This is a genomic window from Yersinia sp. Marseille-Q3913 (assembly GCF_963892745.1).
Taxonomy (GTDB): domain Bacteria; phylum Pseudomonadota; class Gammaproteobacteria; order Enterobacterales; family Enterobacteriaceae; genus Yersinia; species Yersinia bercovieri.
The window spans coordinates 1-1,539 of the sequence record NZ_CAWQAF010000068.1 but is presented as its reverse complement, the minus strand read 5'-3'; the positions used below and the strand labels follow the sequence as shown (position 1 = coordinate 1,539).

The following is a 1,539-nucleotide window of genomic DNA, read 5'->3' as shown; positions in this document are numbered from 1 at the left end:
ACTCCGGCGCATATACTTCCATAAATTTTGTGTGCAAACCAGTTAGACAGGCTGATAACGTTAATAATATTACCTCACAAAAGCGTCTACCCATGGTTTTTCAGCGTTTTGGGTGTTAATAAACTTGGTAATTAAATCAACATAATCCAGCATCATCGATACTATGCGGTCATAAACGTAAAATCATATGGCTACGTTCCTAACGTACTTTTTCAAACGCCGCAAAGGGGAATAATCCCTAATGTGCCGCACTGATGGGCAAGGGCTGAACGCCCCCGGACAGCCTCACCCGACAGCGCTAAACACAACATCGAGTATCGACCATCAACTGATAGAACACAAAATGTAGGGCAGGAGGGCTATTCGGGTTTCTGTGCGTAAAGGCGAAACAGGGTAATTGTTAATCAGTCGCCCATCCACCTACTGATGCCACCTAAAAAACCCGATAAGGAATATCCGAACATATAATATCTAGAAAATATTCAATATCAGTTTTTTCTTTTCGTATCAAACTCTCAGCAACATTATTTCTAAACGTTATTACGGATTGCTCTGTCATGTTTTGGTTTTGAACTGGCCCTACATATAATGAAGTAATAGCCTTAGGATCAAAGGAAATTTCCACATAAGGAATAAGCATATTACTCTTCACCCGAAAATTAATACGCATATCGGTTTCTTCAGCGCTAAAAACAATTCTTACTTCATTTTCTTCTTCAAAACTTTCATGCTTGAATGCTAATGCTTGAATAGCGACTAACTCTTTAAATTTAAGGAAAAGTAACTCATTAATTCCAGTTACATCATTTGGAATCCATTCCTTAAACAAAGGCAACAGTATTTCACGATTGATAATTTCGCTAAGATAATCCTCATCATGATGGTAGATACACTCTAAAAAATATACATTTTCATCTTCAAGGTTATCCTTGAATATCTCCTCATTAAAATCAAGAGAAAACATACCATAACTACGCCATTGGTTTAAATGATCGCAGGAACGACTAAATGAACTAACAAACAGTAACTCTTCAGTTATATGAAAATTTTCTAACTCTTCAAACGCTAAATCTCTCCATTCAATTACTTTCTCTAAAAAAGCTATATCATTTATTTCATTAGAGAACACAAATTCGCACATTGCAGCCTTTAGAATTTCAAGGCCTTGATTAAATTCATTTTTATCATTCAAAAAACGAATATCGGTTAATCTAATTGTTGAATTTTCTATGATGGATTTCGCGGCATTTAGGTCTGTATAATGATACATCATTTAAATATTCACCCACTAATTTGTCTTAAAATTATATCATAATTAGATAATATCACACGGAAGTACGTAATTTTAAAGTAAATACTAATTCAGCACAAAAAAAAGGACACGTTATTAATCGCGTCCTTCTATTATCAATCTAGTTTTTTGTCACTGTAATGCTTGTTGCAAAAGGTGGATAAGTTGATGTTGAATGAATTTCAACATAAGAGGCAACTATCTCATCATTTTCATTTAATTGCTCATAAGTATATTCATCATTATCA

The 1,539-nt window shown here is 34.3% G+C and carries 1 protein-coding gene; it reads right to left on the bottom strand.

What is annotated here, in order from left to right:
• Nucleotides 1-433: 433 nt before the first annotated feature.
• A complete protein-coding gene (locus tag AACW11_RS18120; protein ID WP_050289043.1) occupies nucleotides 434-1,273 on the bottom strand; it encodes a DUF2971 domain-containing protein in 840 nt (279 codons plus the stop codon).
• Nucleotides 1,274-1,539: the final 266 nt, after the last annotated feature.